The 23,215-nt window shown below is 72.1% G+C and carries 24 protein-coding genes and 1 pseudogene; 14 read left to right on the forward strand and 11 right to left on the reverse strand.

Going from position 1 to position 23,215, the window contains the following annotated elements; all coding sequences use genetic code 11:
- Positions 1–71: 71 nt before the first annotated feature.
- From ACYVNR_RS16635 to ACYVNR_RS16645, 3 genes and pseudogenes are all read right to left on the reverse strand, one after another.
- Complete coding sequence (locus ACYVNR_RS16635) at positions 72–473, reverse strand: DUF3224 domain-containing protein (RefSeq protein WP_461049474.1); 402 nt, start codon at positions 471–473, stop codon at positions 72–74.
- A 10-nt stretch (positions 474–483) separates the two neighbouring features.
- Positions 484–1,194: pseudogene (locus ACYVNR_RS16640) on the reverse strand (phosphotransferase); the annotation flags it as partial.
- Positions 1,195–1,539: 345 nt separating this feature from the next.
- The gene (locus ACYVNR_RS16645; protein WP_461049476.1) at positions 1,540–2,337 is read right to left on the reverse strand and encodes a deoxyribonuclease IV; all 798 of its coding nucleotides are present in this window, start codon (positions 2,335–2,337) and stop codon (positions 1,540–1,542) included.
- Between the two features lie 91 nt (positions 2,338–2,428).
- On the opposite strand from ACYVNR_RS16645, the gene ACYVNR_RS16650 reads away from it, so the two are divergent.
- The 3 genes from ACYVNR_RS16650 (at position 2,429) to ACYVNR_RS16660 (ending at position 5,378) form a co-directional block, all read left to right on the forward strand.
- Positions 2,429–3,979, forward strand: a complete 1,551-nt coding sequence (locus tag ACYVNR_RS16650) for an MFS transporter (protein WP_461049478.1) — start codon at positions 2,429–2,431, stop codon at positions 3,977–3,979.
- Positions 3,980–4,044: 65 nt separating this feature from the next.
- Positions 4,045–4,818: a DUF6498-containing protein gene (locus ACYVNR_RS16655; protein ID WP_461049480.1), complete on the forward strand. Its 774-nt coding sequence runs from the start codon at positions 4,045–4,047 to the stop codon at positions 4,816–4,818.
- A gap of 29 nt (positions 4,819–4,847) precedes the next feature.
- On the forward strand, positions 4,848–5,378 hold the full coding sequence (locus tag ACYVNR_RS16660; protein ID WP_461049482.1) for a DUF4395 domain-containing protein: 531 nt from the start codon (positions 4,848–4,850) through the stop codon (positions 5,376–5,378).
- Positions 5,379–5,397: 19 nt separating this feature from the next.
- On the opposite strand, the gene ACYVNR_RS16665 is transcribed toward ACYVNR_RS16660, so the two are convergent.
- Both ACYVNR_RS16665 and ACYVNR_RS16670 read right to left on the reverse strand, forming a co-directional pair.
- Positions 5,398–6,384, reverse strand: coding sequence for an LLM class F420-dependent oxidoreductase (locus tag ACYVNR_RS16665; RefSeq protein ID WP_461049484.1), 987 nt, complete (start codon positions 6,382–6,384; stop codon positions 5,398–5,400).
- 73 nt (positions 6,385–6,457) lie between these two features.
- Entirely contained in the window at positions 6,458–7,177 is a 720-nt protein-coding gene (locus ACYVNR_RS16670) for an MBL fold metallo-hydrolase (protein WP_461049486.1), read from the reverse strand.
- Positions 7,178–7,322: 145 nt separating this feature from the next.
- Here ACYVNR_RS16670 and ACYVNR_RS16675 point away from each other — a divergent pair, with 145 nt between their 5' ends.
- On the forward strand, positions 7,323–7,871 hold the full coding sequence (locus tag ACYVNR_RS16675) for a type 1 glutamine amidotransferase domain-containing protein (protein ID WP_461049488.1): 549 nt from the start codon (positions 7,323–7,325) through the stop codon (positions 7,869–7,871).
- 25 nt (positions 7,872–7,896) lie between these two features.
- On the opposite strand, the gene ACYVNR_RS16680 is transcribed toward ACYVNR_RS16675, so the two are convergent.
- Entirely contained in the window at positions 7,897–9,477 is a 1,581-nt protein-coding gene (locus ACYVNR_RS16680; protein WP_461049490.1) for an LLM class flavin-dependent oxidoreductase, read from the reverse strand.
- A 28-nt stretch (positions 9,478–9,505) separates the two neighbouring features.
- Here ACYVNR_RS16680 and ACYVNR_RS16685 point away from each other — a divergent pair, with 28 nt between their 5' ends.
- The 5 genes from ACYVNR_RS16685 to ACYVNR_RS16705 all read left to right on the forward strand — a co-directional run bounded on the left by ACYVNR_RS16685 (position 9,506) and on the right by ACYVNR_RS16705 (position 14,098).
- Positions 9,506–10,840, forward strand: coding sequence for a M20/M25/M40 family metallo-hydrolase (locus tag ACYVNR_RS16685; RefSeq protein ID WP_461049492.1), 1,335 nt, complete (start codon positions 9,506–9,508; stop codon positions 10,838–10,840).
- A 33-nt stretch (positions 10,841–10,873) separates the two neighbouring features.
- Positions 10,874–12,316 (forward strand): MFS transporter, encoded by a 1,443-nt coding sequence (locus tag ACYVNR_RS16690; RefSeq protein ID WP_461049494.1) that lies wholly within the window; start codon positions 10,874–10,876, stop codon positions 12,314–12,316.
- 38 nt (positions 12,317–12,354) lie between these two features.
- Positions 12,355–12,705: a TfoX/Sxy family protein gene (locus ACYVNR_RS16695; RefSeq protein ID WP_461049496.1), complete on the forward strand. Its 351-nt coding sequence runs from the start codon at positions 12,355–12,357 to the stop codon at positions 12,703–12,705.
- A gap of 5 nt (positions 12,706–12,710) precedes the next feature.
- A complete protein-coding gene (locus ACYVNR_RS16700; RefSeq protein ID WP_461049498.1) occupies positions 12,711–13,037 on the forward strand; it encodes a TfoX/Sxy family protein in 327 nt (108 codons plus the stop codon).
- A gap of 377 nt (positions 13,038–13,414) precedes the next feature.
- A complete protein-coding gene (locus tag ACYVNR_RS16705; protein ID WP_045192064.1) occupies positions 13,415–14,098 on the forward strand; it encodes an SPFH domain-containing protein in 684 nt (227 codons plus the stop codon).
- 130 nt (positions 14,099–14,228) lie between these two features.
- Here ACYVNR_RS16705 and ACYVNR_RS16710 read toward each other — a convergent pair whose 3' ends face one another.
- The gene (locus tag ACYVNR_RS16710) at positions 14,229–15,338 is read right to left on the reverse strand and encodes a DUF222 domain-containing protein (RefSeq protein WP_461049501.1); all 1,110 of its coding nucleotides are present in this window, start codon (positions 15,336–15,338) and stop codon (positions 14,229–14,231) included.
- Positions 15,339–15,950: 612 nt separating this feature from the next.
- Between ACYVNR_RS16710 and ACYVNR_RS16715 the strand changes: the two genes are divergently transcribed.
- Positions 15,951–16,688 (forward strand): alpha/beta hydrolase, encoded by a 738-nt coding sequence (locus ACYVNR_RS16715; RefSeq protein WP_461049503.1) that lies wholly within the window; start codon positions 15,951–15,953, stop codon positions 16,686–16,688.
- Complete coding sequence (locus ACYVNR_RS16720) at positions 16,681–17,934, forward strand: ATP-grasp domain-containing protein (RefSeq protein ID WP_461049505.1); 1,254 nt, start codon at positions 16,681–16,683, stop codon at positions 17,932–17,934. Before ACYVNR_RS16715 ends, ACYVNR_RS16720 begins: the two co-directional genes overlap by 8 nt.
- A 6-nt stretch (positions 17,935–17,940) precedes the next feature.
- Here ACYVNR_RS16720 and ACYVNR_RS16725 read toward each other — a convergent pair whose 3' ends face one another.
- Complete coding sequence (locus ACYVNR_RS16725) at positions 17,941–18,600, reverse strand: DUF1345 domain-containing protein (protein WP_458801184.1); 660 nt, start codon at positions 18,598–18,600, stop codon at positions 17,941–17,943.
- A 137-nt stretch (positions 18,601–18,737) separates the two neighbouring features.
- On the opposite strand from ACYVNR_RS16725, the gene ACYVNR_RS16730 reads away from it, so the two are divergent.
- The 3 genes from ACYVNR_RS16730 to ACYVNR_RS16740 are packed head-to-tail and all read left to right on the forward strand — an operon-like array spanning position 18,738 to position 21,200.
- Complete coding sequence (locus ACYVNR_RS16730) at positions 18,738–19,736, forward strand: diacylglycerol/lipid kinase family protein (RefSeq protein WP_461049507.1); 999 nt, start codon at positions 18,738–18,740, stop codon at positions 19,734–19,736.
- Positions 19,729–20,472 (forward strand): phosphatase PAP2 family protein, encoded by a 744-nt coding sequence (locus tag ACYVNR_RS16735; RefSeq protein ID WP_461049509.1) that lies wholly within the window; start codon positions 19,729–19,731, stop codon positions 20,470–20,472. The genes ACYVNR_RS16730 and ACYVNR_RS16735 overlap by 8 nt, the downstream gene beginning before the upstream one ends.
- Positions 20,469–21,200, forward strand: a complete 732-nt coding sequence (locus ACYVNR_RS16740) for a phosphatase PAP2 family protein (RefSeq protein WP_461049511.1) — start codon at positions 20,469–20,471, stop codon at positions 21,198–21,200. The genes ACYVNR_RS16735 and ACYVNR_RS16740 overlap by 4 nt, the downstream gene beginning before the upstream one ends.
- Here ACYVNR_RS16740 and ACYVNR_RS16745 read toward each other — a convergent pair.
- From ACYVNR_RS16745 to ACYVNR_RS16755, 3 genes are all read right to left on the reverse strand, one after another.
- Positions 21,192–21,365 (reverse strand): hypothetical protein, encoded by a 174-nt coding sequence (locus ACYVNR_RS16745; protein ID WP_461049513.1) that lies wholly within the window; start codon positions 21,363–21,365, stop codon positions 21,192–21,194. The genes ACYVNR_RS16740 and ACYVNR_RS16745 overlap by 9 nt on opposite strands.
- 138 nt (positions 21,366–21,503) lie before the next feature.
- Entirely contained in the window at positions 21,504–22,289 is a 786-nt protein-coding gene (locus tag ACYVNR_RS16750) for a DUF1206 domain-containing protein (RefSeq protein ID WP_461049515.1), read from the reverse strand.
- Between the two features lie 80 nt (positions 22,290–22,369).
- Positions 22,370–23,215 (reverse strand): acyl-CoA thioester hydrolase/BAAT C-terminal domain-containing protein, encoded by an 846-nt coding sequence (locus ACYVNR_RS16755; protein WP_461049517.1) that lies wholly within the window; start codon positions 23,213–23,215, stop codon positions 22,370–22,372.

The raw sequence follows: 23,215 nt of genomic DNA on the forward strand, positions 1-23,215 counted from the left end.
AGCAGGCCGGAGATGCAGCCAGAGCGGCGCGGGGAACACGCCTCCCCGCGCCGCTCTGCTGCGCCCGGGGATCAGCCGAGGTTGTGATCGAAGTCCATGTGGTGCGTGCCGTCGTCGTCGATGCGCAGGCGCACCGTGCCCTCGATGCCGACCAGCTCGTCGGTGCCGCTGCCTGGGACGATGACGCCGTACTCGTTCGCACGGTCCACGCCGCTCGTCGAGGCGGCGTGGACGAAGTTGAAGGCGCCTCGGCGGCCGGCCACGGTCCCCTCGAACGACTCCATCGCGACGTAGGTGCCGACGCCCGTGGTCTGGTCGAAGGCCGACGTGAACTGCGTGACGCTGCGGCCGGCCACGTCGCCGGCATACGTCTTGCGCATCCGCAGGTGCCCGGTCGGGAGCGCGGTCGTCACGTCGGGTGCGTAGTCGGTGACGACGAAGTCGGACGTCGTGAAGGTCGAGGTGCTGAGCATGCGGCCGACGCTACCGAGCCGAATCGCGTTGCGATAGAACGTTCCCGACGTCCTCGACGTCCTCGACGTCCTCGACGACCATGGCGACCGTGCGCCTCGCCATGGCCGAGAACGCGGGGTTGGTGTGCTCGTAGTACGGGACGATCAGCGCAGCCTGGGTCAGGGCGTAGCCGCGCGCCCGCTCCCACGTGGCGTCGTCGACGCCGAGCGCCTCGCGGTATGCCGTACGGCCGGGTCGGGTGAACATCGTCCACGCCGCGATGGTGTCGGCCGCCGGGTCGCCGGCGCCGAGGCTGCCGAAGTCGAGCACGGCCGCGAGCTCGCCTCCGTCGACGAGGACGTTGGGCGGCAGCAGGTCACCGTGCAGCCAGACCCGGTGCTCGGCCTCGGCATCGAAGCCCGGGGCGTCGAGGGCACGGTCCCACGCCACGAGAGCGGCGTCCGTGTCGAGGAGGTGACGGGAGCGTTCGAGGGCGTCGCGGGTCGCGGCGTCGAGCTGCGCCAGTGGCGCGCGGCCACCGGGTGGGGCGCCGTCGGGAACGGGCACGCGGCGCAGAGCCGAGACGAAGCCGGCCAGACGGCGGGCCGCGCGCACCTCGTCGACCGACCCCACGGCATACGGCGACCCGGGCACCCAGCGGAAGACCGCCCAGGCGAGCGGGAAGGTGTCGCTCGGCCGACCGGCGGCGACGGGCTCGGGCACGGCGAGCGGCAGCGACGGGGCGAGGTGGTGGACGGGAAACGCCGGTCGGGCAGGTGGGCGAGGTGCGGCAGCTGCTCGCGGAGGAGCGCGCGCACGAGGTCCTCGTCGACCACGAGCTCGTCGTCGTGCATCCGCGCGTGAGACATGCGGCCCTTTCTACCCGAGGCCGGAAGCACGAAAGCCGCGGCCCGCCACCGAGGAGGTGATGGCGGGACGCGGCACGCTTCACAGGAGAACGCGCGGACCGGCGTCATTGACGGACCGCGCGCAACCCTTGAAGAACCTAGGGGCCCACGGGGGCCCGTGGGGTAAAGAGTCGGTCAGGACTTCGGCTGCTGCGGGTCAGGGAGGTACGTCCGCCGGTCAGTCGACCTGCGACCGCAGCCAGGCGATGTCGCTCGCCTGCCCCTCGAGGCCGCCCGGGGTCTCGCAGACGACCGGCGCCTTGGCTGCCCGGATGACCCCGGCGAGCGCCTCGCCGGCGATGTGGCCCGAACCGAAGTTCGTGTGCCGGTCGGCGCCGGAGTCGAACTCGTCGCGGGAGTCGTTGGCGTGCACGAGGTCGATGCGCCCCGTGATGGCGAGCACCTCGTCGACGACGGTGCCGAGGTCGTTGCCGCCCGCGTGGGCGTGGCAGGTGTCGAGGCAGAAACCGACCTGGTCGCTGCCCGACGCCGACCCGATGGCGTCCCAGAGCCGGGCGATCGCCTCGAGGCGGCGCGCCATGGCGTTGTCGCCGCCGGCGGTGTTCTCGATGAGCAGCGGCACCGGCAGGTCGAGGCCGTCGATGCACTTGCGCCAGTTGTCGAAACCCTTGGCGGCGTCCTCGTCGACCCCGAGGTGGCCGCCGTGCACGATGACGCCCTTGGCGCCGATCTCGGCGGCCGCCGTCAGGTGCTGCTGGAGCAGCTTGCGGCCGGGGATGCGGATGCGGTTGTTGAGGCTGGCGACGTTGATCGGGTAGGGCGCGTGGACGTACAGGTCGATGCCCGCCGCCTCCGCGTCGGCCTTGAGCGCCTCGGCGCCACCGGCATACCGGATGACGGGCCCCTTGTAGCTCTGCGGGTCGCCGAGGAAGAACTGCGACAGGGAGGCGCCGCGTGCCCTGGCCTCCGCGATGGGGTCCTCCTGGTCGACGTGCGCGCCGATGTGTAGAGCCATGCCCCGAGCGTAGGCCGTGGCGCCGACAGGAATTCTCGCGACCGCAGTCGAGGCGGTGTCGATCCGGCGCCCGGCCGTTCGACGTAGGGGCATGACGACGAACACCGAGCCCCAGGGCCGCCCCACCACCACCGCCAGTACCCGCAGCACCTCCAGCACGCCGTCGCGCCGCCAGTGGCTCGCGCTCGGTGTCCTCGCCCTCACCGCGCTGCTGCTGTCGCTCGACGTCAGCGTGCTCTACCTCGCACTGCCCGAGCTGTCCGCAGACCTCGGGGCCAGCACGACCCAGCAGCTGTGGATGCTCGACATCTACAGCTTCGTGCTCGCCGGGTTCCTCGTGACGATGGGCGCCGTCGGCGACCGCATCGGCCGCAAGCGGCTCCTGCTCGCCGGCGCCGTCGCGTTCGGTGTCGCGAGCGCCGCGGCGGCCTACGCGAGCAGTCCGGGTCAGCTCGTCTTCTGGCGGGCCGTGCTCGGCATCGCCGGCGCCACGCTGATGCCGTCGACGATGGGCCTCATCCGCACGATCTTCAGCGACGAGAAGCAGATGATGACCGCGATCGGCGTCTGGTACTCGTGCTTCATGGGTGGCATGGCCGTGGGCCCCCTCGTCGGCGGCGTGCTGCTGGCCCACTTCTGGTGGGGCTCGGCCTTCCTGCTGGGCGTGCCGTTCATGGTGCTGCTCGTGGTCGTCGGGCGGCGCGTGCTGCCGGAGTCCGAGCGCCACGCCGGCACCAAGGTCGACGTCGCGAGCTCAATGCTCTCGCTCGCCACGACGCTGCCCGTCATCTACGGCTTCAAGGAGATCGCCCGCGGCGGCAACACGACCGTCGCGCTGACCACGGCGAGCGTCGGTCTCGCCATGGGCCTGGTCTTCGTGCGCCGCCAGCGCCGCATCGCCAACCCGCTCGTCGACCTGGCGCTCTTCCGCAGCCGCGCCTTCTCGACCGCGCTCGCGATCATGCTCGTCGGTGGCGTCGTCATGGCCGGCGTCTCGTTCCTCGGCTCGCAGTGGCTGCAGCTCGTCGCGGGCCTCTCGCCGCTCGGCGCCGGGCTGTGGATGTTGCCGGCGAACATCGCCCTCCTGCTCGGCTCGTCGACGTCGGCCCGGATCGCGGGACGCCTCGGCACCGCCCGCAGCATGGCGTCGGGCCTGCTCGTCTGCGCCGCCGGCCTCACGCTCTACACGCAGGTCGGCGCGGCAACCGGGCTCGGCCTGCTCGTCTTCGGGATGTGCCTGACCTCGTTCGGGATCATGGTCCCCTCGACCCTGACGATGGGCGTCATGATGCAGTCCGCACCGCCGGAGCGCGCCGGCTCGGTCGCCTCGATGTCGGAGACGTCGGCGGAGTTCGGGATCGCCGTGGGCGTCGCGGGTCTGGGCTCCCTCGCGACGTTCGTCTACCGCGCTCAGCTCGAGCCGTATGCCGCCGCGCACGCGGGCGATGCGACGACCTCCGCGCTCGACTCGCTCGCGGGGGCCGTGCAGGCCGCTACGACCCTGCCGGCGACGGCCGCCCATGAGCTCGTCGCCGCGGCCCAGGCCGCGTTCTCCACGAGCCTCGACGTCGTCGCCGGGGTCGGCGCCGTGATGTTCGTCGTCTGCGCGCTGGCCGCCCTCCGGGTGCTGCGCGACCGCTGAGGAGCGCAGCCGCCGCCGGTCACCCGGCAGGACGGGCGCCCCGTGCTCTGGCACGATGGGCGCCCGTGACTGCCCTCCTGCGCATCCTCGGTGTCGAGCTCATGGCCCAGCTGGGTCGACGGCTCCCGGCGCCGGCGGCCCGTCTCGTCAGCGGGCTCATGCTCGTCGGCGCCAACCTGCTGCCCGTCTGGGCCGTGCTCGAGGGCCGGCTCGGGATGGGCGACGTGCTGCTCGTCTACTGGTTCGAGAACGTCGTCATCTGGTTCGCGACGACGATGCGCATCCTCACCGCCCGGCGCCCCGCGCGGCGCCCGTTCCTGCGCGGCCCGGCCGGCCGCCGGGGCGACTTCGGCCGGCTCGAGTCGACGCTGGCGGCCAAGACGTGGGTGACCGGCGACCCGGCGCTCGCGCTCTTCTTCGCCCTGCACTTCGGCCTCTTCACGCTCGTGCACGGCGTCTTCGCGGCGGTGCTCGCCGGCCTGTCGGGGGTGCGTGGCGGGCTGCTCGACTGGGTCGCGGCCGGTGGGGCGATCCTGCTCAGCCACATGCTCTCGCTGGGCCTGCACTGGCTCGGCGGCGGGGAGCGCAGCGCCGTGAGCCCGGGCTGGGCCATGGCGGCGCCCTACCCGCGGATGATCGCACTGCACGTCACGGTCATCGCCGGCTTCTTCCTGCTGGGCGGTCCGGACGGCCGCACCGCGGACGACCTCGGCGTGGTGGCCCTGCTCATGGGCCTCAAGACGCTGCTCGACCTGCTCTTCCACATCGGCGAGCACCTCGTCTACGCGCGGCGCACGCGAGCGGGGGAGTCGCGTCCGGATACTGGCGCGCTTGCATAAGCAACCCTTATGCAGTCAATAATGTCTGCATGAGTTCCTCGCGCTTCCCCGCCGTGGTCGACGACGTCACCGTGCGGCTGATCGCGGCTGTCGTCCTCGTCGTCGGCGTGATCGCCCTGGCCACCTCGCAGTGGTGGCTCTACGCCGTCCTCGCCGTCGACTTCTCCCTGCGGGCAGCGCTCGGGCCCAAGGCCAGCCCGGTCGCCCGGCTCGTGCAGCGGTGGATCCGACCCGCCGTCGCCGCGCCGAAGCGCCCCACTGCTGGTCCGCCCAAGCGGTTCGCGGCGACCATCGGGGCTGTCATGACGGTCGCCGCGACCGTGCTCTGGCTCGTGAGCCTGGGCTCGGGGTCGCCGGTCGCCGCCGGCTGGGTCATCGGCATCGGCGTCGTCATGGTCGTCTTCCCGGCGCTCGAGTCGGTCTTCGGCATCTGCGTCGGGTGCCTGCTCTTCTCCGCGCTGATGCGCGTCGGCCTCGTGCCCGAGGAGGTCTGCCTCGAATGCGCCGACATCACGAAGCGGCGCGAGCGGCTGCTGGCCGAGCGGGCCGCCGCTGCCTGAGGCGGCCTGAGGCGGCCCGTCAGCCGGCTGCCGCGCGCAGCTTCTCCAGCAGCGGACCCGCGGCCTCGTCGAGGAAGCGCTGCTGCGCGTCTCCGCCCACCTGGACGAGCGCGACGTCTGTGAACCCGGCCTCCCACCACGGGCGTACGGCCTCGACGATCGCGTCGAGGTCGGGCCCGCACGGGATCGACGACGCGACGTCCTCGGGGCGCACGAACTGCGTGGCGCCGGCGAAGCCCTTGGGCGTCGGCAGGTCGGCGTTGACCGACCAGCCACCGCCGAACCACCGGAACTGCGCGTGCGCGCGCTCGACCGCGGCGCTCTCGTCGGGGTCCCAGCAGATCGGGATCTGCCCGACCGCGCGGGCGTCCGCACCGACCCGCGGCGCGCCGTCGGTGCGGTTCCACTCCGACACGAGGTCCGCCGAGGGCTCGACGGCGATCATGTGGTCGGCCAGCGGCGCGAGTCGTTCGATGGACGCGTCGCCGCTCACGGCCACGGCGATGGGCACGGTGAGGTCGGGCAGGTCCCAGATGCGCGCCGAGTCGACGTCGAAGTAGTCGCCGTGGTGGGTCACGAGGTCGCCCGAGTGCAGCCGGCGGATGACCTCGATCGCCTCGCGCAGCATCTCCTGGCGCGTGTCGACCCCCGGCCAGCCGTCGCCGACGACGTGCTCGTTGAGGCTCTCGCCGCTGCCGAGCCCGAGCGTGAAGCGCCCGTCGGCGAGCAGCTGCATCGTCGCGGCCTTCTGGGCCACGACGGCGGGGTGGTAGCGCATCGTCGGGCACGTCACGTAGGTCATGAGCTCGACGCGTTCGGTGGCCTGGGCGACGGCGCCGAGCACGGCCCACGCGTACGGGGCGTGGCCCTGCTCGGTGAGCCAGGGCGAGAAGTGGTCGCTGCTCACCTCGAAGTCGAAGCCCGCCTGCTCGGCGGCCACGGCCCAGCGGACGAGGTCCTTGGGGCCGCTCTGCTCGGTCATCAGGGCGTATCCGAAGTTGGTCACGCCCCCGACGTACCCGCTCGTCCGCCCACGTCTCGTCCAACCTTTGTCCACAGTTGTGGAGAGCCTGTGGATCTCAGTCCGGTCGGTGCCGTGACAGGAAGCTCCGGATGGCCTCGCGGGGGCGGTCGCGCAGCTCGGGCCCATGCGTGAAGGCGGCGACGTCGTAGTCGAGGTCGCCGAGCACGTGGGCGGTGCGCTGGGTCATCCGGAAGTCCGTGCAGAACGCCTTGACCGGCCACCGCACGCCACGCACGTTGAAGATCGCGTCGCCCGTGATGAGCAGGCGTGACTCCTCGTGCAGCAGCGAGACGTGCCCGGGGGAGTGGCCGGGGGTGTGCACCACTCGGAGCCCGCCGGCGACGGGGAGCACCTCTCCGTCGGTGAGCTCGCGCTCGACCGGCACCGGCTCGAAGTCGCGGCCGGGCCGCGAGAAGCGGTCGACGAGCCGCCCCAGCAGGAAGCTCCGGTCGCGTGGGGGCGAGGACCCCTCGCTCGCGTAGGCCGCGTCGTCGTGGTGCAGCGTGAAGCCGCGGCCGGTCTCGCGCGCCACGTGCGCCGCGCCGCCCGCGTGGTCGGGGTGGGCATGCGTCAGCAGCAGGCGCGTCACGTCGGACGGGGCCGAGCCGATGACCGCCAGCGCCGCCATGACCTTCGGACCCGAGCTCTTGACGCCCATGTCGACGAGGGTCACCTGCCCGTCGTCGTCGCGCAGGACGAAGCCGTTGACGAAGTCGCGCACGAGGCGGATGCGCCAGACGTTCGGCGCGAGCTGGACGACCGGGGCCTGGGCCATGGGCCGACGATAGCCCGGCCGTCGATCGCCGCGGGGGCTCGCGGCCCGTGAGAGAACCGGGGTGCTTCGGGTAGGGGCCGAAGGTGGCGGTCGTACCGCCGCCACGACCCGACCACCCGCCAACGAGGCGGCACAGGAGGACGACGTGAGCAAGCGAGTGGCATTCCTCGTCGCGAGCGAGGGCATCGAGCAGGTCGAGCTGACCGACCCGTGGAAGGCCGTGACCGACGCCGGTCACGAGGCGATCCTCGTCAGCCCCGAGTCGGGCGAGGTGCAGATGTTCAACCACCTCGACAAGGGCGACACAAAGACCGTCGACGTGACCGTCGCGGACGCCAGGGCCGACGACTTCGATGCCCTGGTGCTGCCCGGCGGCGTCGCGAACCCCGACACCCTGCGCACGCAGCCCGACGCGGTCGCGTTCGCGCGCGACTTCGTGGCGTCTGGCAAGCCGGTCGCCGCGATCTGCCACGCGCCGTGGACGCTCGTCGAGGCCGACGTGCTCAAGGGTCGCCGGCTCACGTCGTGGCCGAGCCTGCAGACCGACATCCGCAACGCCGGCGGCGACTGGGTCGACGAGTCGCTCGTCATCGACGGCAACCTCATCACGAGCCGCAAGCCCGACGACCTGCCGGACTTCTGCGGCGCCGTGGTGGAGGCGCTGGAGCACGGGGCCGCAGCCCGGTCCGCCTGACCCCGGACCTCGGGCCGGCAGCGGCTCAGCCGAAACCGTGGCGCGCCAACGGGTGCAGCAGCTCTCGCTCCTCGTACGCCAGGTGTGACAGGAGCGTGTCGGTGAGCAGGTCGAGGGCGCGTTCGATCTCGTCGAGCGCGCCCTCGCCCGCGTGCCCGTAGCCGTCGGTGCCGACCAGCCCCACGAGTGCCTCGTCGACCTGCTCGAGCACGTCGGCGATGACGTGGTGCTCCTGCTCGAGCCGGTCGATCACCGGCCCGAGGTCGGGGTCGGCCCGGCGCAGGTGCACGAAGATGCTGTGGTCCTCGAGCGTGTGGTGGCCGGTGACGAGTCGGCAGTACGTCTCGCAGTAGGCGCCGAGCGTCCAGTTGTTCTGCCGCATGGCCATCGTGTTAAGCACCGACCGCGCCGCTCCTGTGGACAGCGCCCCGCGACGCACCTGACCGACGACGTCGCGCAGCTGGGCGAGCTCGCCGCGGAGGTGGTCGTGCACGTCGAGCAGGTGCTGGGGCACCGCCTGCTCGGCGGCGGTGTAGGTGGCGTCATCGGGCTTCGCGGCGACGGGGCGGTCGTCCTCGCGCCAGGGCACCTGCGAGCCGAGGCGCGGGCTGTCAGGACTCGGGCGCACCTCGAGGGGACGGCGGTCGGCTGTGACGGGCGCGGTGACAGGTGCACCGGACGGCATACGCCGAGAGCCGTCGCCCGCGCGACGGGCCCGCTCGGTGTCGACGAGCTCGCGCACGGCCGGGGCGACCTCGCCCGCGAAGCGTCGCAGCACGTCGGGGTCGTCGGTGCCCAGGATGTACGTGCTCACCCCCGCCGTGAGGCTCAGCTCGGCGAGCTGCTCGGTCCACACCTCCGCCGTGCCGCGCAGGAAGCCGCCGCCGGTGCCGAACCGGCCGGAGACGTTGTACATCCGGCGGACAGCCTGCGGGCCGCGGCCGGCCGCGACGGCGGCCTCGTCGATGACGGCGTTGAGTGCCGGCAGCGCGTCCGGCTCGGCGTAGCCCTGGCTCGGCAGCCAGCCGTCGGCGAGCCTGCCGGTGAGGCGGAGCATGCGGGGCTTGTAGGCGCCGAGCCAGATCTCGACGGGGTGCACCGGGACGGGCCCCGCGCGCAGGCCTCGCACGGAGTAGTGCTCCCCCTCCACGGTGACGGAGCGGGCGCCGGGGTGGTCCGGGTCCTGGCCCCACGCGCCCCTGATGACGCGGATCGCCTCGACGAGCGCGTCGACGGCCTCCTTGGGCGAGCGGCGCTCGCCGCCGGCCGCGACGATGGCGTCCCAGAAGGCTCCGGTCCCGAGCCCCAGCTCGGCCCGGCCGCCGCTGATGACGTCGAGCGTCGCCACCTGCTTGGCGATGCCGACCGGATGGCGCAACGGCAGGTTGGCGACGTTGGCCGCGACGCGGATCGACGACGTGCGGGCGGCGACGGCCGTCAGCAGGGTCGGCGTGTCGAGGTGCCTGGCGTTGTACGGGTGGTCCTGGACGGTGAACAGGTCGAGCCCGAGCACGTCGGCGAGCTGGGCCAGCTCGAGCGTCTCGTGCACGCGTGACGCGTCCGGGCTCGCGAACACCCCGAACTGCAGCTCGTGCCCGTAGTCCATGCCGTCAGCGTGGCATACGCTCCGGTCCATGACCGGGGACGACGCTGCCGACGCTGCCGTCGAGGCCCTGCGCGCCCTCATCCGCATCCCGACGGTCTCGGCCTGGAACCGTGACGAGGAGGACCGCGCGGCCTTCGAGTCCCTGCTGACGGAGCTGCGCGAACGCTTCCCGCGGCTGCACGCCGAGTGCGAGGTCGAGCGGATCAGTGGTGACGCGCTGCTGGTGCGGTGGCCCGGTCGCACGCGCGAGGCACCGGTGGTGCTCATGGCGCACCTCGACGTCGTGCCGGTCGACGACGCGTCGGTGTGGACGCACCCGCCCTTCGCAGCCGAGCTCGTCGACGGGTTCGTCTGGGGCCGTGGGGCGCTCGACTGCAAGGGGTCCCTGGTCGCGACGTGTGCTGCCGTCGAGACGCTCCTCGCCGAGGGCATCGTGCCGGGACGCGACGTGTGGCTGTCGTTCGGCTGCAACGAGGAGGTGTCGGGGCGGGCGGCCAAGGACGCCGTGGCGCTGCTGCGCGAGCGTGGTGTCGAGCCGTGGTTCGTCGTGGACGAGGGCGGGGCGATCGTCCAGGGCGCGCTCCCGGGCGTCGATGCCCCGATGGCGGTGATCGGCGTCTCCGAGAAGGGCACGGTCGACGTCGACCTCGTCGCACGCGGAGACGGCGGTCACGCGTCCGCGCCCCGCCGGATGGGCGCGACCGCCCGGCTCGCCCGAGCCATCCTTCGCCTCGAGCGCAAGCCGTTCCCCAGCCACCTGCCGGACGCCACCGTCGACATGCTCGAGCGCGCCGGTGCCCACGCCCGTATGCCGTACGCCGCGGTCTTCGGCAACGCGCGCCGCCTTCGTCCGCTGCTCTCGCGGGTGCTGCCGCGGCTCGGGCACGAGACCGCAGCCCTGACGCGCACGACGGTCGCGGTGACCCAGCTGAGCGGGTCACCGGGGGCCAACGTCATCGCCGCCACCGCGCGTGCCCACGTCAACATGCGCGTCATGGTGGGCGAGACGGTGGACGGGGCCGTCGAGCGGATCCGGCGGACGGTCGGCGACGACCACGTCGAGGTCTCGCTCGTCAGCGGCGACGAACCCAGCCCGGTGTCGCCGACGGACGACACCGCGTACGCCCTCCTCGAGGCGACGGTGGCCGACGTCTTCCCGGGCACGGTCGCGGTGCCCTACGTGATGCTCGCGGCGACGGACTCACGCCACTTCCACCGCGTGTGGCCGCGCGTCTACCGGTTCACGCCGTTCCGGATGAGCGATGCTCAGCGGGCGTCGATCCACGGCGTCGACGAGCGCATCGGCGTGCGTGACCTCCTCGACGGGGTCGCGTGGTACCGCCGCCTCATCGAGCAGCTCTGATCCTCGAAGTACCTGAGCGAGAACAGGATCCGCATGTCCGACAACACGGTCGTCTCCGACGCCGCACGGGCCGTCGCCCGCAGCCCGATCACCAAGGTGGTCGGGTTCCTCATCTGCGTCGAGCTCGCGAGCGGGGTGCTCCAGGGCTACTACACGCCGATCTTCACGGACATCGCGCGGCACCTGTCGATCAAGGACGCCGACGTCAACTGGTTCGAGGCGGCGCAGCTGATCGTGTCGGCGCTCGTCGTGCCCCTGCTCGCGCGGCTCGGTGACCTCCTCGGGCACCGCAAGGTGCTGCTCCTGTCGACGGTCGTGACGGCGGTGGCGTCGTGGGGAGTGGCCTTCGCGCCGAGCTTCGGGACCTTCCTCGTCGCGTGGGCGATCCAGGGCTTCTACGTCGTGTGGCTGCCGATGGAGGTCGCGATCATCCACTGGCGCACCGGGGGAGCCGAGAGCCGGGTGCGGGGTGCGGCCGGGCTGCTCGTCGCAGGCCTGGAGCTGGGGGTCATCGCCGGCGCGCTCACCAGCGGTGCGCTGTCCGAGTCCCTCGGCATGACAGGGCTGCTCGCGCTCCCGGCGGTCGTCGTCACACTGGCACTCGTCGCGATCTGGTTCGGTGTCGAGGAGTCACCGGCGTTGGGCACCGGCGGGGTCGACTGGCGTGGTTTCGGGCTGATCACGCTGGCACTGGGTCTCGTCATGGGCGGTCTCGTCATGCTGCGGGTCGTGGGGCCGGGCAGCCCCTGGCCATGGCTCGTCGTGCTGCTGGGCTTCGCCGCCCTCGTGCCGTTCGCGCGCGCCGAGCTCGCGCACCCCGAGCCGCTCGTCGACCTGCGCATCCTCTCCGCCCGCGGGCAGTGGCCGGTGCAGGCGACCGCGTTCCTCTTCGGCGTCTCGGTGCTGGGGGCGCAGATCCCGTTGTCCACGTTCGCCCGCACCGACCCCGCGGTCACGGGTTACGGTCTCGGCGCGAGCGCGGGTCGCGTCTCGATCATCATCGGCGGCTACGTGCTGTCCCTCGCCGTCGGCGCGCTGCTGCTGCACGTGCTGGGTCGCCGGGTCGGCACCCGCATCGCGATGGTCGTCGCCGCGCTGCTGGTGGCGGTCGGCTACCTGCTCTTCCTGCCCTTCCACGACACGCTCGCGCAGACCCTGACGAACATGGTGGTCGCCGGCCTCGGCTCGGGAGCACTCGTGGCGGGACTCCCCACGGCTGCTGCCGCACAGGCGCCCCCGACGCACACGGGCCTGGCGACGGGCATGACGAACACGACGAAGACCATCGGCGGCGCCTTCGCGTCGAGCGTCTTCGCCATCGCCCTGGCGTCGGCCGGGTCGGTGGACGCAGAGGCGACGGCGCACGCGTCGCTCTCGGGCTACCTGACGGTCTGGGCGATCTGCGGGGTCACCGCGCTCGCAGCAGCCGTCTTCCTCCTCGTCGTGCACGCCTCGCAACGACCACTTCGCGCCTGACAGGTCACGCATCGCGCGGGGAGTGGTGTGATGGGGTCATGCAGATGCCGAAGCACAGCGACGAGGCCAAGGCACACTTCCGGTCCCTCGTGAACGACGCTCCCGGTGTCGAGGTGAAGCCGATGTTCGGCAGCCTCGGTGCCTTCGTCAACGGCAACATGTTCGCAGGGCTCTTCGGCGAGGACGTCGGTGTCAAGCTCGACCCCGCCGGGCTCGACGAGCTGCGGGCGCTCCCCGGGAGCGGCCCCTTCGGCCCGGCGGGACGACCGATGGGCGGCTACCTGTCGCTGCCGACCGACCTCGACGACGCCGCCCGCACCACGTGGGTCGACCGGGCGCGTGACCACGTCGCCACGTTGCCGCCCAAGGTCAAGAAGCCGAAGAAGTAGGCACCGTGTCGTCACTGGACGAGGAGGCGGCCCGCGACGAGCTGCGCGCGCTCGTCGGGGACGACGGCTCCGTCGAGCTGCGACCGATGTTCGGCACGCTCGCCGCGCTCGTCGACGGACACGTGTTCGCGGTCGCCATGGGTGACCGCATCGGGGTGAAGCTGGGCCACGACGCGCTGGCCGAGCTCGACGCGGTGCCCGGGTCGGGAGTGCTCACGATGGGCACCCGCCGGATGAAGGCATACCGGAGCCTCCCGCCGGGGATGCCCGAAGCAGAACGTCGAGCATGGCTCGCCCGCGCGCGGGACCAGGTGGCGAGCCGGCACCGCTGACGAGATGCGCGCTGGCACACGAGCGTGGGCGAAAACCACTGGCGCACAGACCTGCCGAGCCGTCACTCTGGTCAGGCACGGGGTGGGCAAGCAGCCGCGGTGGCGTGCCACCTGCGGTCCTGCGCGTCGGACCCGCCCACGGATGCAGCGCTCTGTCCAAGCGCCCACTCCAGGTAACGGTGCCCAGCACCAGGGGTTCGAATCCCCAGGGCGTCGTCGCCCGTGAGAAGTCGTGTGCCGCCCTGCGGACCGGACCCGTGTCGTTCACGTCACGGCGCCCGGTCCCCGCGACGCACGTCGCACGGTCGGCGACGCTCACCAGCAGATCCGCCACCTATGTGTCCCGCCGAGCCGACCCGCGAAGGAGGTCGCCCCGAATGTCGATGTCCCTGACGAAGTTCACGATCGAGCCGCGCCACTGCGCGCTGCGCTACCGACACGGCGTCCTCGAGCAGGTGCTGCCCGCGGGCCGCCACCGTCGGCTGCGTGGTCAGCGTCTCGTGGTGCTCGACCTGCGGCAGCGGCTGCTCCAGCTGGCGCCCCAGGAGGTGCTCACCTCGGACGGGGTGTCGGTGCGCGTCAGCGCGGTGGTGCGCTGGTCGGTCGGCGACCCGGTCGCCTTCGCCGAGGTGTCCGACGACCCGGCCGCGACGGTGTACCTCGCGGCGCAGGTCGCCCTGCGCGACGCTCTCGCGACGCTGACCGCCGACGGGGTGGTCGGCCGCGGGGCTGCGCTGCCGGCTGCCTCCATCACCGCGGCGACCGCCGAGGTGTCCCGCCGGGTCGGCGCCGACGTGGCGGAGGTCGTCGTCAAGGACGTCATCGTGCCGGTCGAGCTGCGGGCTGCCGCGGCCGAGCTGGCGACCGCGCGGCGTCGTGGCGAGGCGCAGCTCGAGGCAGCCCGGGCGGAGACGGCTGCCCTGCGTTCGCTCGCCAACGGTGCCAAGCTGCTCGACGCCCACCCGGCTCTCGCGCGGCTGCGGCTCGTGCAGTCGGCTCCGCCCGGCACGCGCATCGTCCTGGGTGTGCCGGACACGTCCGCCCCGGCCGACGGCGACTGAGCCACAGCCATCACAACCGAACGGGGAGTGGTCCGGGTATGCGTGAACGGGCGCGTGCGCTCCCGACCGGTTCGTGCGGTCGGGAGCGCGGCCCGGCCCGGTGGGGGTGGGGGCGAGACGCGGCGACGGGTCAGAAGGGCGGAGGATCGTCGTCGACCGATGGGCGGCGTGAGCGGCTCGCGTCGCGTGGCGGGTCGAGTCCGTCGCGCCAGTTCTTGGGGTAGGTGGTGTAGCTGGCCCCGGTGAGGGTGGTCCACTGCAAGCCGTCGTGCTCGACCGGGGTGCTGGTCCAGACCTGGTGGGTCTTGAGGTTGTGGTGCCGGCGTTCCTTGGCGTAGAAGTTCGTCACGGCTGTCTCACCGGCCGGCCAGGGCGTCTCGTGGTCGAGGTCGCAGCGGGCGGCGGGGACGTGGCAGTCGGGTCCGCGGCAGGTGCCGTCGACGGCGCGGACGTGCTCGACCATCGCCCTGGTGGGCCGGTAGGCCTTCGTGGGGCGGGTGATCGCGTGGCCGTCGCGCAGGTCGACCGGCAGGGTCTGCCACACCGAGCCGGGGCGGGTCATGAGCTCGCGGGCATGGGCGGCGGTGACCCAACCGTGCCCGGGCAGCTCGCACGCGGCGTCGCTCTGCCCGGTGGCGACCTCGAACGGCACGACCAGCCACACCCGCGCCGCCGCGTCACCGGTCATCTCGTCCGTCACCTTGCCGGGGTCGAGGTGGCCACTGAGCAGGGCTGCGGTGGCCAGGTCGCAGCGCAGCTGGTCCAGGGTGCGCGGGTCGCCGGAGCCGCGCAGAGCGCGGGCATCGGCGTCGAGCCGGTCCAGGACCCCCGCGATCGTGCCCGCGTCAGCGGTGATCGTCAGGCAGCCCATACCGTCCTCGACCATCCGCCCGAACACCCCCCGCCGCGACCGCGCCTGGTCGCGCCGCTCCTGGGAGCCGCGGGTGTCGACCGAGGCGACGGCCCGCCGCAACCGGGCCGAGAACGTCCGCTGCCCCACCGGCCGCCCGTCCCGCGACGGGGCGAGCACCGCCTCCTCCACCGCCGCGACGTCCGCATCCGGCAGCTGGACCGTCTCGCACGCCACCTGCACCGCCCGGTAGAGCGACGTGCCGCCCTCACGCAGCGCCGCCAGCAGACGCCGGTGCCGCCGCGGGGACGTCGCCAACGTCAGCCGCCGCCCCACCTCACCGGCGCCGACCCCGGTCGCCAGCGCGATCTCCTCCGCGACGACCCGCACCGGCAAGACCAGCGCCGCGGCCCGACGCGAGGACCCGCCGGCAGCGCTTGGACCTGCTTTTCGGCGATGGTGTGCAACGCCCCGTACGCAGCCATCAGGTCGGCCTCCACGCGCGCCTTCGCGGCCTCGAGCGCCTCGACCCGCGCCATCACCCGCTCACTCGCCCGCAGCAGGGACTCGGTCACTTCGACCGACCGGGCCCGCTCATCCCGCGCGGGAGACCGGGAGGCGCGATGCGTCTCGCCGTGGTTGCTCGAGCTCTCGTACTCGACCTCCCCAGCGAGGCGCGGCGACAGGACCGAGACGACCGGCCGCAGCGAGCCGCCGACAGGCTCTGAGTCACGCACCCAGGTCACGTCGAGCACCCGGGGTGAACCGCCACCGAGCAGGCCGGCGGAGGCTCGCGACGACGCGATGTACGGCATACGGCCACCTCCCCTGTCTGCTCGTTGCCCTACCTCCAGTAGAACAAATGTTCGACAACATGGCAAGGGCTGCGACACATCTGTGGACAACGAATTACGCTGCCCGACAACTGATCTCGTTGGGAACGAAGCGAGAGCACTGTCTGGTCGTCGCCGACCGTCTCTGCTTCGATCTAGGGTCTCGCCCATGGCGCGGAACAGGCTGACGGTGACCGACACCCCGGTGGGTGACGTCGACCTCGTCGTCGTCACGCCGGCGGGCACGCGCCGTCGGGACCCGCTGCCGCTGCTCGTGGCACACGACGGTCCGGAGTACTCCCGCCGCGCCCACCTCGTCTCCACCCTCCGCGAAGCCATGGGTTCCGGCCGCATCCCGCCCACCCGCGTGGCCCTCCTCGAACCGGGCCCGCGCAACGAGCGCTACGCCGCCAACACCGACTGGGCCGACACGCTCACCCTGCACGTGCTGCCGGCGGTCCACACGGCATACGCGAGCTCGGGCAGACCCGCCCTCATGGGGGCGAGCCTCGGCGGGCTCGCCTCGCTTCAGGCCGAGTGGCGCCACCCGGGCACGTTCGGGGCGCTGTTCCTGCAGTCGGGCTCGTTCTTCCGCAAGCGGCTCGACGACGAGGAGGACTTCGAGTTCTGGGACCGCGTCACCGCCTTCGTCACGAGTGTGCGCCGCGCCCGCAGGCGCCGCACGAGCGCGCGCATCGTGATGACCTGCAACACCGACGAGGGCAACCTCGCCAACAACCGGCAGATGGCCGAGGTGCTCGCGCGCACCGGCCACGACGTCGCTTTCCACGAGCTGCCGGGCCGGCACGACTGGCGCGACTGGGCGGCGGCGTTCGACCCCTTCCTGTTGACACTGCTGCAAGGATCGGGGCACCCGAAACCTCGACCTGGAGAGGCACATGGCTGAGACCCGAAACCACCTGATCGGACTGCTGCTGGGGGCTGAGGAGGACTGGCCGACCGCTTTCGAGGAGCTGCTGAAGCTCGTCGGGCCGATCACGACCGACGACGGGGTCACCCACGAGCTGACGAGCGAGCGGCTCACCATCGAGCCCTTCGACCTGCGCCAGCCGGTGCGCACCGAGCTGGTCATCGACCGCCTGGCCTACTGGTACTACCACCCGCGCGAGTGGCTCAAGAAGGCCGCGCTGATGAACGACACGTACCTGCTGAACAGCCCCTTCACGTTCCAGTCGATGGAGAAGCACAGCGCGTACGTCGCCCTGATGCGCCTGGGGCTCAAGGTCCCCGAGACCTGGCTGGTGCCCTACAAGAACCCGGTCGACAACGTCCGGTGGGCCTACACGAGCGCCAAGTACAACCGCCCGTTCGACCTCAAGCAGATCGCCCAGAAGCTCGGCTACCCGATGTACATGAAGCCGTTCGACGGCGGCGGCTGGCGCGGCGTCTCGCGCATCAACGACGAGAAGGACCTCGTCAAGGCCTACGACGAGTCGGGCGAGATGCTCATGCACCTCCAGTCGACCGTCGAGTACGACCACTTCGCGCGTGCGCTGTCGATCGGGCCCGAGACGATGGTCATGGACTTCCGCCCCGAGCAGCCGATGCACAACAGGTATGCCGTGAGCTACGACTTCCTGCAACCGTCGGCCGGGCGCCAGGCAGCCGCCATCAGCCGCATCGTCAACGCGATGTTCGGCTGGGAGTTCAACTCGTGCGAGATGCTCGTCAAGGGCGACGACGTCTACCCGATCGACTATGCCAACGCGTGCCCCGACGTCGCCGTCACCTCGCTGCACTACTACTTCCCGTGGGCGATCAAGGCGCTCGTGCGCTGGTCGGCCTACTGCGTCGTCACGGGCCGCAAGGGGCCGATGGACCTCGAGATGCGCCGCTACTTCGACGTCGCCGACCGCGACGACCTCAGCGACGAGCAGAAGCTCGACGCCTACCTCGGCATCGCCGACGAGTACTTCGAGACCGACAAGTACTGGGCGTGGTGTGAGAAGTACCTGCCGCACCTCGACTCGGCCGTGCTCGAGTGGGTCCAGTCGGACGCGTTCCGGAACCTGTTGCGCGCCACCGTGGTCACGACCTACCCGGCGCACGAGCGCGACACGTTCATGGCGCACTTCGGTGGGCTGCTCGGCCTCTGGGTCAAGGACGAGAAGTCGCGGCTCGGGACGTCCTGAGCGCCTCTAGCCGATGCTCCCGCCGATCCCGGCGACGAGGTTGATCGTCGAGGCGATGACGACCGTGCCGAACAGGTACGCGAGCAGGCAGTGCCCGAGCACCACGCGGCGGATCCCGGAACCGCTCAGCCCCGTGTCGGACACCTGGTAGGTCATGCCGAGGTTGAACGAGAAGTAGGCGAAGTCGGAGAACGTCGGGTCGTCGTCCTGGTTGAAGTCGATCGGCGGGCGTGGGCTGGCGTAGTACACGCGCGCGTAGCGCAGCACGTAGACGGTGTGCACGCAGAGCCAGCCGACGGCGACCGCGCCGACTCCGACGAGCGCGTCGACGAGCGCCTCGCTGCCGCGCTGGCGCCCTCCGACGAGCAGGATGCCGACACCGGTGAGGCTGGCGAGGCCGACGAGGATGACGACGACGTCGTACCAGGCGGCGTCGCCGTCGCGGCCCTGGACCTTCTCGCGGGTGGCGGGCGCGTCGTGGCCGAGCACGTGGAGCAGCAGGGGCAGCGCGAACGCGAGCCCACCGACGACGAAGCCGGCGAGGGCGTGCACGAGGAGGCCGCGTCCGGTGTCGGCGGCGCCGAGCGGGGCGAGGTCCCCGGCGAGGACTCCGGCGAGCACGCCGACGACCACGGCGATGGCGAGGCGACGCCGGATGGTGGGCACGATCCGGAGGCTACCGCCGACCGTCCGCCGCTTGCTGGAAGCTGGCTGGTGGTCCGCTGGGTGGGGGGTCGGGGTATGTCATCCACCGGTCGAGTTCGCGGCCGCCGCACCTCCGACCCGAGCCCTAGGATCCCTACATGTCAGACCTCTCCACCGCCCGGCGCAGTCTCACCGTGGTCTACCACCCGCACCGGGTCGACGACCTCGACGACGCCCGGACGACCGTGGCGAAGATCTGTGCCGACAACGGATGGGGCGAGCCGCGCTGGGTGCAGACCACCGCGGAGGAGACGGGCGAGAAGCAGGCGCGCGAGGCGGTGCGTGACGGCGCGGACGTCGTCGCCTCGCTCGGTGGGGACGGCACCGTTCGAGCGGTCGCGTCGGCCCTGGTCGGCACGGACGTCGCTCTCGGCCTGCTGCCCGGCGGCACCGGGAACCTGCTCGCGCGCAACCTCGGACTCCCTGTCGGATCCCTCGACGAGGCGGCCCGGACCCTCGTCGAAGGACGCGACCGGCGGATCGACGTCGGCGCCGTGCGCCTCGCCGACGACCTGCCCGAGCCGGAGTCGAGCCGGGCGACCAAGGACAGCCCCGCAGGTGTCGCCGACGACGAGGAGGTCTTCCTCGTCATGACCGGCTTCGGGCTCGACGGCGAGATCATGGCCGACACCGACGAGAAGGTGAAGGAGGCCGTCGGTTGGGTCGCGTACGTCCTGGCTGCCTTCAAGAAGGTGTCCGGTCGCGGCTTCACGGTCGACGTGAAGGCCCACGGGGGCGAGGGAGTCGTGGGCGCGACGGGCTCCGACGTCCGCAGGCACGCGGCGGCCGTCATCGTCGGCAACTGCGGAACCCTCCAGGGCGGGGTCGAGCTGATGCCCGACGCGAAGGTGGACGACGGTGTGCTCGACGCGGTCGTCCTGGCTCCTCGTGGGGCGCTCGGATGGGCCTCGGTGGTGGCCGACGTCGCGACCCGTCACCGGGCCGGGCACCAGCGTCTCGACCGACTCGTCGCCGAGCGGCTGACCGTCGAGGCGCAGCGTCCGGTCGAGGCCGAGATCGACGGCGACCCGGTCGGCGCGCACCGCGCGCTCGCCGCACGGGTCATCCCTGACTCCCTGGTGGTACGCGTTGGCTGACCGGCACCGCATCTCGACGCGGCCGCCGGGCCGCGGCCGACGCCTGCTCAAGGCGGTCGGGTTCGGGCTGGCCTTCGCGGTGCCGGTGACGGCGCTGGCCTTCGTCGTGCGCGAGAAGTTCCTGCCGATGATCGAGCTGGACGAGCGCCTCATCATCGGCGCCACCGACATCACCCGCGACAACCCCTGGTTCAAGACCGCCCTGCTGATCTGGCAGGAGGCGACCCAGCCGAAGTGGGTCTACATCGTCGCTTCCGGGGTCTGCCTCGTGCTGTGGCGCCGGCACCGCGACCTCGCGACCCGGTGCCTCTGGGCCTTCATCACGATGATGGTCGGCTGGAACCTCCAGCTCGTCCTCAAGGAGGTCGTCCGGCGCGCCCGTCCCGTCGTGAGCGACCCCGTCTCGCACGCCCCCGGCTACAGCTTCCCGTCGGGCCACGCTGCCAACGCGGCGGTCATCGCGACGGTGCTGACGCTGCTGCTCTGGCCGGTTCTGTCGGCGACCGCGCGGCGCTGGCTGGTGGCCGGCCTCACGGCATACGTCGTCATCACAGCGCTCGACCGGGTCTTCCTCGGCGTGCACTTCCCCTCAGACGTCCTGGCCGGTGTGCTCTTCGGCATCGGCCTGGGCTCGGCGTCCTACGTCGGATACCTCGGGTGGAACCCCCAGAGCCCGGACGACGCCCCTCCCCCAGAGGGACTGTCCGGGCCCGAGCAAGCGAAAGGCACCCCGTGAACCACACCTTCGTCCACCGTTACGAGATCGACTCGTCCAGGCCGACCCCCGGGTCGGCGTTGCGTGACGCCGCGCTGAGGGTGCTCGTCCCCGCGCTCGTCCTCTTCGCCCTGATCACGGGCTTCGGCTTCCTCATCACGGGCCCGTTCGGCGGGATGCCGTGGGAGGAGGACATCAGCAGGTCCGTGGCGTCCGGCCGCACCGAGCTGTGGAACTCCATCACCATGGTCTGGTCGCGCATCGGCAACACCGAGATCATCATCGGCGTCTGCGTCATCGCCGTCGCGCTGATCTGGTGGCGCACCAAGCAGTGGTGGTATGCCGTCGTGCCCGCCATCGCGATCGCCATGCAGGCCAGCGTGTTCGTCGCCGCGACGACGATCGCCGACCGCCCGCGCCCGAAGGTCGCGCACCTCGACCCCGCGCCGCCGACGTCCAGCTACCCCAGCGGCCACGTCGGTGCTGCCACGGCCCTCTACCTCACGTTCGCCCTCATGGCCCAGCGCATCGAGCGCGCGTGGCTGCGCCGGCTCGTCACCGCCGTGTGCGTCATCATCCCGTTCCTCGTCGCCTACGCGCGGCTCTACCGGGGCATGCACCACCTCGTCGACATCCTCGTCGGCGCGGTCAACGGCATCGTCTGCTGTCTCCTCGCGTGGCACTACCTGCGCCGGCGCACCGACAGCGGCCGCGTGGGCGCGAAGGCCCGGGAGGCCGTGTCACGCTGAGCGGGGCACGGGCGACGGGCGTGTGAGCCACCCCAGAGCGAGGACGATCCCGCCGCGCGGAGTCGTCGGCGAGTCGACGACGGGTCGCTGGGCGCGGCGCGTCCGGCGGCTCAGGTCGGCGGTGCGCTGACGGGCGACGGCCTCGTTCAGGTAATGCGTGTTCATGGTGCCCCTCCTGCACTCGTGATGCGTGACCAGACAGAGCGCGCCGGGTCCTTCCTGATGCACGACAGCGCGAAAAAGCCCGAAACCCGCCCTGATTGGGCGGGTCTCGGGCTTTTCGCAGTTCCGGCGAACGCTGGGTCAGACGCGTGCGTGGCGGGCCCGGCCGAAGCTGTAGACGCCGAACGCGATGAGGCCGAGGGCCACCAGTGCGAGCAGCACCGGACCGCCGGGCGCCCCGAGCAGGTTGCGCAGCGCGCCGTCGAGGCCGCGCGCCTCGCTCGGCTTGTGCCGCACGGCAGCCAGGATGAAGAGGCCGCCCACGATCGCGAGGGCGACGCCCTTGGCGATGTAACCGAAGCGGCCGGCCTTGACGGTCCAGGGGCTCGGGTGCGTCTCGAGGTCCTCGAGGAACTTCCGCTTCCAGCCCTTGACGACGTGGTAGACGCCGACGCCGATGATGGCGAGACCGACCGCGCCGACGAGCCAGGTGCCGGCCGGCTGCTTCATCAGGCTGGCCGTGAAGTCGGCCGACTGGCTCTTGCTCGACCTGCCGCTGCCGCTCGCGAACGTGAAGGCGGTCCACGAGAGGGCCAGGTAGACGACGGCCTTGGCGGCCGCCTTGAGCCGGTCGCTCGTCTCGAGGCCGCCGGAGATCGCCTCGGTGACCTGCCAGATCGCGAGGCCCAGCCAGGCGACCACGGCGACCCAGAGGACGAAGACCCCGAAGCCGTTCTCGGCCATCGAGCCGAGGGCGCCGGACTGGTCCGCGCTGGAGCTCTTCGACCCGAACGCGAGCCTCAGGGCGATCGCACCGATGACGATGTGGAGCACGCCGTTGACGGCGTAGCCGATGCGTGCGGTCGTCTCGAGGGCCGGGTGGTCACCGGCCCGCCGAGAGGCGGCCTTGACGTCTGTGGAGTCCATGCACGTGTCCTGTCGATCGAGGGGTCCCCGTGAGCACTGGAGAACATACCCACGCGGGCGTCCTCAGCCGCGGTTCCGGTTCAGCGGACCAGGTCGAGAACCCTCAGGATGTCGGGCCACGCCAGCTCGCCCAGCTCGCGGTCGGCGGCGTCGGTGCCGCCCCGCGCCATCCGCTGCCCGCCGGCGGCCGGCTGCTCGCCGGGAAGGACGACCCGGTGGCCGGCGTCGGGGTGGGTCACGACGCTGGTCGGCAACCCGTATGCCGTGCGCCGCGTCTCGATGGCGCGCGCGGACGCGACGGCAGGCCAGACCTGGTCGTCCCCTCCTGCGACGAGCAGCACGTCGCCGAAGAACCGCTCGACGGCGATGGTCGCCCGGGGCACGAGGGAGGCGGCCGTGTCCAAGCTCTGGGCATACACGGGCGCGTATGCCGGTGGGTCGCCCAGCGCCTCCACGTCGTCGTCGTAGGGCACGAACGGGACCGGCTCGCCGCCCCGGCTCCACGAGGAGTGCTGCGGCCGCAGCTCGCCGTCGGGACCCGGCCCGACGTTCGCCCAGACGACGTGGGTCGGCGCCAATGCGACGACGGCGTCGACGCGGGGGTCGTCGACGGCATACAGGAGAAAGCCCTCGGCGGTCTTGGACGACCCGACGAGGACCACGCGTTCGCACTCGGCGGCGAGGGTGCCGACCGCACTGCCGAACGCCTCGAGCGGGTACTCCCAGATCGCCGCCGGCAGGCCCGGGCTGCCGAACCAGCGGTAGGTGAGGGCGGCCGACACCCCGGCCGAGGCGAGCACCCTCGCCCTCTCCGTCTCGACTCGGCCGCTCGAGCCGGAGAGCACCAGCACGCCGGTGCCGTTGCCGCCGTCGGCAGGCGCGACGAGCACGCCGCCGTGGTCGTAGGGCCGGGTTCGCAGATCCAC

Source organism: Terrabacter koreensis (genome assembly GCF_054783315.1).

What these genes read in the sequence shown, in the direction of transcription:
- ACYVNR_RS16635 (WP_461049474.1), bottom strand. Translation starts at nt 473, where the DNA reads ATGCTCAGCACCTCGACCTTCACGACGTCCGACTTCGTCGTCACCGAC.
- ACYVNR_RS16645 (WP_461049476.1), bottom strand. Translation starts at nt 2,337, where the DNA reads ATGGCTCTACACATCGGCGCGCACGTCGACCAGGAGGACCCCATCGCG.
- ACYVNR_RS16650 (WP_461049478.1), top strand. Translation starts at nt 2,429, where the DNA reads ATGACGACGAACACCGAGCCCCAGGGCCGCCCCACCACCACCGCCAGT.
- ACYVNR_RS16660 (WP_461049482.1), top strand. Translation starts at nt 4,848, where the DNA reads ATGAGTTCCTCGCGCTTCCCCGCCGTGGTCGACGACGTCACCGTGCGG.
- ACYVNR_RS16670 (WP_461049486.1), bottom strand. Translation starts at nt 7,177, where the DNA reads ATGGCCCAGGCCCCGGTCGTCCAGCTCGCGCCGAACGTCTGGCGCATC.
- ACYVNR_RS16680 (WP_461049490.1), bottom strand. Translation starts at nt 9,477, where the DNA reads ATGGACTACGGGCACGAGCTGCAGTTCGGGGTGTTCGCGAGCCCGGAC.
- ACYVNR_RS16685 (WP_461049492.1), top strand. Translation starts at nt 9,506, where the DNA reads ATGACCGGGGACGACGCTGCCGACGCTGCCGTCGAGGCCCTGCGCGCC.
- ACYVNR_RS16690 (WP_461049494.1), top strand. Translation starts at nt 10,874, where the DNA reads ATGTCCGACAACACGGTCGTCTCCGACGCCGCACGGGCCGTCGCCCGC.
- ACYVNR_RS16695 (WP_461049496.1), top strand. Translation starts at nt 12,355, where the DNA reads ATGCAGATGCCGAAGCACAGCGACGAGGCCAAGGCACACTTCCGGTCC.
- ACYVNR_RS16705 (WP_045192064.1), top strand. Translation starts at nt 13,415, where the DNA reads ATGTCGATGTCCCTGACGAAGTTCACGATCGAGCCGCGCCACTGCGCG.
- ACYVNR_RS16715 (WP_461049503.1), top strand. Translation starts at nt 15,951, where the DNA reads ATGGCGCGGAACAGGCTGACGGTGACCGACACCCCGGTGGGTGACGTC.
- ACYVNR_RS16720 (WP_461049505.1), top strand. Translation starts at nt 16,681, where the DNA reads ATGGCTGAGACCCGAAACCACCTGATCGGACTGCTGCTGGGGGCTGAG.
- ACYVNR_RS16730 (WP_461049507.1), top strand. Translation starts at nt 18,738, where the DNA reads ATGTCAGACCTCTCCACCGCCCGGCGCAGTCTCACCGTGGTCTACCAC.
- ACYVNR_RS16745 (WP_461049513.1), bottom strand. Translation starts at nt 21,365, where the DNA reads ATGAACACGCATTACCTGAACGAGGCCGTCGCCCGTCAGCGCACCGCC.
- ACYVNR_RS16750 (WP_461049515.1), bottom strand. Translation starts at nt 22,289, where the DNA reads ATGGACTCCACAGACGTCAAGGCCGCCTCTCGGCGGGCCGGTGACCAC.